The organism is Bacteroides xylanisolvens XB1A (assembly GCF_000210075.1).
Taxonomy (GTDB): domain Bacteria; phylum Bacteroidota; class Bacteroidia; order Bacteroidales; family Bacteroidaceae; genus Bacteroides; species Bacteroides xylanisolvens.
On the sequence record NC_021017.1, the window covers coordinates 4,503,596 to 4,511,346 of the forward strand.

Here is a 7,751-nt window from a genome sequence, read left to right on the forward strand (position 1 = left end):
AATTGAGCAACAACTTCGGTGGTCGCGATGGCTTTTATGTGATCCCGACGCTTGCTCTGAAATGGACGCTGAACTAAAAAAATCGAACCCAAAAACGGATTAAAAGCGAGTTAAAAGAAATAGACTAAAAAGAAGTCAGGCTAAAAGAATCCGAACTTCAGAGGAATCTCCGTTTATTCCTTTGTGGAACTTACAAAATATATAGAACAACCTATTAAATGAAAACTGATTTAATCTACGGCGTAGAAGACCGTCCCCCTTTTAAAGACGCCCTGTTTGCGGCTTTACAACATCTCTTGGCTATTTTCGTAGCAATTATCACACCGCCGCTTATCATAGCAAGTGCCTTGAAACTGGATGTAGAAAAGACAAGCTTTCTAGTTTCCATGTCCCTTTTTGCTTCGGGAGTATCTACCTTTATACAATGCCGTCGTTTCGGTCCGATAGGAGCAAAGCTGCTCTGCATCCAGGGAACCAGTTTTTCTTTTATCGGTCCTATCATCGCCACAGGAATGGTAGGCGGATTGCCGTTGATTTTCGGTTCCTGTATGGCTGCCGCACCTATCGAAATGATTGTCAGCCGCACATTCAAATATTTGCGTAATATCATCACTCCGCTGGTTTCCGGTATTGTCGTACTGCTTATCGGATTGAGCCTGATAAAAGTAGGTATCGTATCTTGCGGAGGTGGATATGCAGCTATGGATAACGGTACGTTTGCTACCTGGAAAAACCTGTCTATTGCAGCACTGGTACTTCTTAGCGTCTTATTTTTCAACCGTTGTGGGAACAAATACCTGCGCATGAGTTCCATTGTACTCGGACTTTGTCTGGGTTATGGTTTGGCATTTGTTTTGGGAAAAGTGGATATGAGTGCATTGAATGTAGAAATGCTGATGAGCTTTAATATTCCCCAACCTTTTAAATATGGTGTTGATTTCAATGTGTCTTCTTTCATAGCCATTGGTCTGGTCTACCTGATAACTGCCATCGAAGCAACAGGTGACGTGACTGCCAACTCTATGATTTCCGGACTTCCCATTGAAGGAGATTCCTATTTGAAACGAGTTTCCGGTGGAGTAATGGCAGATGGATTCAATTCCTTCCTCGCTGGTATATTCAACTCTTTCCCCAACTCCATCTTTGCACAGAATAACGGTATTATCCAACTGACCGGAGTAGCCAGCCGCTATGTCGGTTATTATATCGCAGCAATGCTCGTTCTTTTGGGATTATTTCCCATTGTAGGTGCCGTATTCTCCTTAATGCCCGATCCTGTATTGGGTGGTGCAACCTTACTAATGTTCGGTACAGTAGCAGCGGCAGGAATCCGTATTATCTCCTCACAAGAAATAGGCCGTAAAGAAACTCTGGTATTAGCAGTCAGCCTTTCCTTAGGCCTAGGAGTAGAATTAATGCCGGACGTATTACAACAAGCCCCGGAAGCAATTCGAAGTATCTTCTCTTCAGGGATCACCACCGGAGGCCTAACTGCAATTATTGCAAATATAGTAATACGTGTAAAAGAATGATGAATAAGTATTAAGTATTAACCGACAAGTATCAATCAACAAGTTTAAGTATTAATCGACAAGTATCAAATAGTAGGTATTATCCAGCAGCTTCGGTAATACTTATTACTTAATACTTAGTACTTATTACTTATTTCTAAATTACTCATTTTATCAGTAGTGCGGAAGGGGAAATCAGGATACTCGTAAAGACTGAAGCGAGGTTCGGTTTCTCCTTTCGTATAATTCCAGATAGAAGCATAATCTTCCGGATCTTCTCCCATCTTGGCTAATTGGCGCAGATAAGCGGCCAGTGATTTATTTTCTACAATATAAATCTGTCCCATCTGGTCGATAATCGGGCTATGATGACGAGTGCCGTCATGTTCGAAGCGTAGAATCCGTTTTCCTTCTTCCGTCAGTCCCACCAATTGGAAGGTCATACTCTTACCGATAGCCGGCAAATTCAATACACTGCGATCCGTAGCAAGGAAAGGCAAATGATGTTTTCTCATGAAATGTCTTAATTGCTTGGCAACATCTTCTTTCGTCTCCTCTTCCGTTCCGACTTTCGTCTCTAATATTTTGTATAATTCCTCCGCCTGTTCCAGTGTCATCCGACCATAAATCTTTTCCTCCTGTTGTTCCTGCATCGAACGGCTGTTGGGAGCAAATACTGCATAATTCTCATTGAATCCCTTCACCGAGAAAGTATAATAACATACCACGCCCAATGAATTGAGCACCTGGCGAAGCCGTGTCGTATGTCCCCGACGCGAAGCAGCCACTGTATATACCAACTGATTCGTGATAATCCATCCGGCAGAAAGAATCTTCCGAATCGCCTCTTTAGCTTCAGGCGTGACCTCCAGCGGTGTTTGAAAATGAGTCTGGATAATAAACTGTTTCACCCCGATAGCCGAAGCCTTTTCTTTGAATTCCCGCAGAATATCCACCAATCCGTCATTGATACGCATCGGCAAATAAGCCAACAACCGTGACCCCAGCCGTACCCGTTGTAATTCCGCATATTTCTCTCCTTCCGGTCGTTCGAGATTTGCCTTCTGCTTGCGTACCGCCATCCGATACACCGCATCCAAAATATGTTGAAGCGTCTTATTCTGACTCATCAGCGCATCGCCCCCTGTAATCAGAATATCCCGCAGCTGTGTATCCTCTTCAAAATAAGTCATCAACCGGCGCAACTTACGATCCCATGACTCCTTCGGGCGTAAAGACTCAAACTCGAAATTCAACCGTTCGCTTTGGAAATCATACATCCGCTGGCAAGAAGCACAAAGTCCCCCGCAAGCCCTTCCCATCGTGTCAGGAATGAGAATAGCCACCTCCGGATACCGGCGATGAATATTATGTCCGTCCGGCAGAAGCCATCCCGCAGCATTAGGTTTACCAACCTCTACAATATCCTCCTTTTCCCACGCGCGAATATTTCCATACGTCTCCACCAACCGTGGCGAATACAGAATATAACTCCGGATAGCCTCATCATTATACCCATATCCGGTAATATTGAGTAACGACAAATAATAAGGAGTCGCAAAAAACGGCATCCCCTTCTTTCGTGCCCGATAAAGCAAATACATCGTCTCCGAAGAAAGAGAATTCCCCAGGAACCGATTCAGTTCTCCCGGACTCTTCACAGCCATCGCCAAATGAAAGCGGAAATCATTCCACCACTCACTCACCAACCTGTATTTCTCCTCATAACTCATTCCTTCCTCAAAGTGGAAACGCACCGAAGGCTTCGACTTCCTGTTCTCAATCTTCTGAATCAGCAAGTGCAACATCCGCTCCTTATTTTCATCCCGTATCTCCCGTACCTCTTCATCCAGTCCGGTTTCCCACCGGTCATTCCGACTTTTGATACGCTGCGGTGACGGCAAAGGCATAACTTCTCCCTTCAACCGTTTAAACATATGAAAAATTTCAATAAACAAATCCGTCGGCATCTCCATATTCTCCAACGTCCCCGTCAGAAACTCATAAAGCAGCCGAATAGTCTGTACTGACATATCCTGTCCCGTAGACAGTTCATGAACATTTTGCCCATCATAATCAAGTAAGAGTCGAATTTGCTCCCTCGCCTCCTCCGCAGCTTCGTTTTCTATCCTGCAAGTCTCCAGCAACCGCAGTATTCCAGCCTTGAAATCCTCAACAGTAGAGCTCTTATCCGCTATCTCCACTATCTCCGGAGTCTCCTGACCATAGATTTGTTTCAACTGTGAAAAAGTAAGTGTAAGCATTTTCTTTTGTTTCATAAGCAATCTATCAATTTTTAAATTATATAATAAGCATTTTAAGTTTGAACGACCTCCCTTCCCCCCGAACTATATGTCTCAAATCCCGAACAGCATCTCATCCCCTAAGTATCCTCCATCCATAACCTACCAACATAATCATCAAAGCGCAACATAATACACAATCACACCGCATAGCACTCTACACTGCATAGCACTCTACGCCGCATGGCCTCCCGGCCTCGTCTGCACGGCGTCAAGCGGAGGTTTCATTCCCGGCGTTAAGAAGGGCAGACTGTTTGAGCGAAGCGAGTTTCTGCCCTTTAGCCGGGGATGAGACCGGAGTAGCCGGGCAGACGCAGCCTTGATTTTTTCTTTTTGGTACTTTTTCTTTTGTATCAAGACAAAAGAAAAAAGTACATAAAGATAACAAAAAAAGCGGAAGTACAAAACCCCCGCTTTCTCTATCATATTAATCTTTACGCTTTTCTAACATTTAACGCGACTTATTTTTTCGTTTCCGTGTCGTCATCCTTCCGTTTCGGTTCCTTCTTGGCAAGTAGAACGATATTATACACATAATCCGTCATCCACTGCTCCGAGTACCCTAGACGCTCTTTGTATTGGCGGATAGCCGCAGCCGTCTTATGCACATCATCCGCTTTCCATACCATTTTGGTGCAAACATCATGTACCGTCTTCTGCGTCATGCCATACAGAGCCTTTTTAAAGATCGACGGCATACGGAACTTCCACTGCATCAGATTTCCCATCAACATCATCAGATCATTAGAAAATCCCTGATACATGAATAAATAAGATTGAATATCATTTTGAGTGCGGCAGTTACGTTTCACGGAAGCGTCGATTTCCTTGAAGAAATTCTCATTCAACCCATAATCCTGCATCAGCATTTTGCGTGACGCAGACTTTTCGGCCAATCCCAGTTTACCGTTTTGAGTAGGCACTTTAAACAAACGTTTGAAGTTAGCTACGTCCGGCAAGAATCGGATATTGGTGATACCTAGGTTTGTGGCGATCACTGACTGGAAATACACCCGGGTCAGTGAAATGAAATCTTCTACATTGCCGACTTTCGTTTCATCGGATTTTTTCTTGAATAAACCAAATAAGCCCATTGTTATATTTACAATTTTACAATTTACAATTTACTATTTGAGTGCGTGGAAGGTATATAATATAACTACCATCTGTCAATTTCCGTGCAAAGGTACAAAAACAGTTGGTTTTCACCAACATTCCAAGTCCTTTTCGATGTCCGGCATAGACTCTTTCTTAAAAACAGGACTTTGGATGCCGGCTTTCTTTTGCGCCCGGTAATCATTTAACAGGCGGATCGCATATTTTCCAAGGAAGAGGATAGCGATCAGATTGCAGATAGCCATTAATGCCATAGTGACATCTGCCAAGCTCCATACCATATCCAATGTGGCAAGTGAACCGAAGAGCACCATACCGCCCACTAATATCCTGTAACCATGAAGCACCCACTTCCGGTGAGTGATAAAGCGGATATTGGCCTCCCCGTAATAATAATTTCCCAGAATACTGCTGAAAGCGAAAAAGAAAAGAGCCACAGCAACGAAGACGCTGCCCGAAGAACCGATCTCGTTCGTCAATGCCTGTTGAGTCAACTGCACCCCATTGGTCGATCCATCCAGCGGAGCACCACTAAACAGAATGATAAAAGCCGTACAAGTACAAATCAATAATGTATCCGTAAATACTGCCAAAGTCTGTATCAATCCTTGTTTCGCGGGATGACTGACATGAGCTGTGGCAGCCGCATTCGGAGCCGATCCCATACCGGCCTCATTGCTGAAGAGCCCTCTCTTGATACCTTGCATCAATGCCATGCCGACTCCTCCTGCCAGTGCCTGTTCCCAACCAAAAGCATGACTGACAATCAGAGCGATGACGCCCGGTAAATGAGTGATATTGAGTATAACAATCACCAACGCCAGCCCCACATATCCCAATGCCATAACCGGCACGATAATGCTGCTGACACGGGCAATGCGTTGAATACCTCCGAAGATGATAACCAACGTCAGTAATGTCAGTACCCCTCCCAATATAATATGATTGACCCCGAAAGCATGCTCCGCAGCAGCACAGATGGTATTGCTCTGTACAGAATTGAAAGCAAAACCGAAAGTGATGCTTATTAATATGGCAAAAAGCATTCCCATCCACGGTTGTTTCAATCCCTTCTTCATATAATAAGCAGGACCTCCGATGAATGAATCCTTTCCGCGTATTTTGTATAATTGCCCTAAGGTAGACTCGATGAAAGCGCTCGAAGCCCCTAACAGTGCGATGACCCACATCCAGAAAATAGCTCCGGGACCGCCGATAGCGATGGCGGTAGCCACTCCCGCAAGATTTCCCGTACCTACACGGCTGGCGATAGAGATAGCGAATGCCTGAAAAGAAGATACATGTTTCTCTCCCTGCTTCCCTTTGCCCGCAGATTCGCTTAACAGTACGATCATTTCGCGAATCATGCGGAATTGTACGAAGCGTGTCCGTATGCTGAACCAGACAGCACATCCCAATAACATGATAATCAGAATATAGGTCCAGAGTATGTCGTTAATCTCGTTGATAAAGGTCATAGTTAAGTATTAAGTGTCAAATATTAAGTATTGTTTGTGGTTATTCGTTTTTTATTCGGAAGTAGAATTTATGATTTTCGAATACGGGTTCCACAATATCATAACGAACAAATTTGGCGAGCAGATGTTCAGCGGCACGTCGTGAAAGTCCGGTTTGGCGACAGTAGCGGTTGAGTGAAAGTAAAGTGCCATGCTCCAGTTGTTCGAGCAGGAGCTGTTCACGTTCGGTGTAACGGATCAGTTCGCCACGGGGGCTGTCGCTTTGTTGCCATACACGGAGATGTATAGGTGTTGCCAGAATATTTTCATCCTTGATGCGGAGATAGGCTAGAGGTTTCCCGGTTTCGTCTTTGGCGTAAACCGGTTTATGCAGAGTTTCTTCGATGGTCGCTACCAACACTTGCCGTCCCTCCACTATATATGTTTGCAATGTGTATTCCACTTCCGGCACGCAATAAAGTTGTGCGGCGGCTTCAATCATATATTTTTCTTCTTCGGAGCGTACTCCCGCGATTTTTCCATTGTCTTTTACGCCAATAAGTAATCTTCCTCCGTCCGTGTTGGCAAAAGCCGAGAGTGTTTTGGCAATTTTGCGTGCGTCGGAAATTTCGAATTTAAAGTCCTGTTGCTGGTGCTCCCCTTCAGCAATCAATGCATGTATATAATCGGTATCTGTAAGCAGTTTCATGGCTACAAAGGTAGGTAAAAATGGTGAAAAGCCCCTTTTTTAGATATTTTTCGAAGATTATTTCAAAAAAAATATTGATTTTATGCTTTTATTTCGGGAAACAGTGTATTTTTGCGGCACATTATTAACGAAAAAAATAAAAGGATTATGAAAGAATTGGTAGAAAAGGTAGCAGCTCTGTATGCTGACTTCTCAAAAGATGCTAACGCACAGATCGAAAACGGTAACAAAGCAGCAGGAACTCGCGCTCGTAAAGCTTCTTTGGAAATCGAAAAAGCAATGAAAGAATTCCGTAAAGCATCTTTGGAAGCTTCTAAGAAATAATTTAGAAGACTACTAAGATATCGAAAAGGGGCTGTCTAACAAGTTTAGACAGCCCCTTTTATTATAGTACATTAAAATATATACGAACTTTAAACTTCTTCGCACACCACCATTTTCATCCCTTGATAAACGACTATAATTTTGTGCAGCGTCGTTGTTCCGATTGCTTTTTGCACCGTTTCACTGGCGGCATAGCGGTTGGCTTGTGTGATAGCTTCTTGCCGGAGTTGCTCCACCTTTTCATCACTATCCTTTCCTTTGGCATACTTCAGTTCGATAATGTAGGAATGGAGCATATCTTTATAAATATCCAGTAAGGGAAACATGAAAA

7 protein-coding genes are annotated in these 7,751 nt (G+C 43.7%); 2 read left to right on the plus strand and 5 right to left on the minus strand.

The annotated features are described in order from the left end of the window. The first annotated feature begins 218 nt into the window (after positions 1-218). Positions 219-1,532 carry a nucleobase:cation symporter-2 family protein gene (locus BXY_RS17220; protein ID WP_008644291.1) on the plus strand — a complete coding sequence of 438 codons (1,314 nt, stop codon included), beginning with the start codon at positions 219-221 and terminating at the stop codon, positions 1,530-1,532. A 116-nt stretch (positions 1,533-1,648) separates the two neighbouring features. Here the strand turns inward: BXY_RS17220 and BXY_RS17225 are convergent, their stop codons facing one another. The 4 genes from BXY_RS17225 to BXY_RS17240 form a co-directional block, all read right to left on the minus strand. Beyond that, positions 1,649-3,790, minus strand: coding sequence for a KamA family radical SAM protein (locus BXY_RS17225; RefSeq protein WP_015532525.1), 2,142 nt, complete (start codon positions 3,788-3,790; stop codon positions 1,649-1,651). 485 nt (positions 3,791-4,275) lie between these two features. Next, positions 4,276-4,908: a hypothetical protein gene (locus BXY_RS17230; RefSeq protein WP_004314086.1), complete on the minus strand. Its 633-nt coding sequence runs from the start codon at positions 4,906-4,908 to the stop codon at positions 4,276-4,278. A 111-nt stretch (positions 4,909-5,019) separates the two neighbouring features. Beyond that, positions 5,020-6,408: an alanine/glycine:cation symporter family protein gene (locus BXY_RS17235; protein WP_009041270.1), complete on the minus strand. Its 1,389-nt coding sequence runs from the start codon at positions 6,406-6,408 to the stop codon at positions 5,020-5,022. Positions 6,409-6,448: 40 nt separating this feature from the next. Then, positions 6,449-7,096 (minus strand): AlbA family DNA-binding domain-containing protein, encoded by a 648-nt coding sequence (locus tag BXY_RS17240; RefSeq protein ID WP_008644298.1) that lies wholly within the window; start codon positions 7,094-7,096, stop codon positions 6,449-6,451. A 147-nt stretch (positions 7,097-7,243) separates the two neighbouring features. Between BXY_RS17240 and BXY_RS17245 the strand changes: the two genes are divergently transcribed. Beyond that, positions 7,244-7,420, plus strand: coding sequence for a histone H1 (locus BXY_RS17245; protein ID WP_004301965.1), 177 nt, complete (start codon positions 7,244-7,246; stop codon positions 7,418-7,420). Positions 7,421-7,509: 89 nt separating this feature from the next. On the opposite strand, the gene BXY_RS17250 is transcribed toward BXY_RS17245, so the two are convergent. Continuing rightward, positions 7,510-7,751: PD-(D/E)XK nuclease domain-containing protein (locus BXY_RS17250; protein ID WP_208946836.1), on the minus strand; the 242-nt coding region annotated here is incomplete at its 5' end.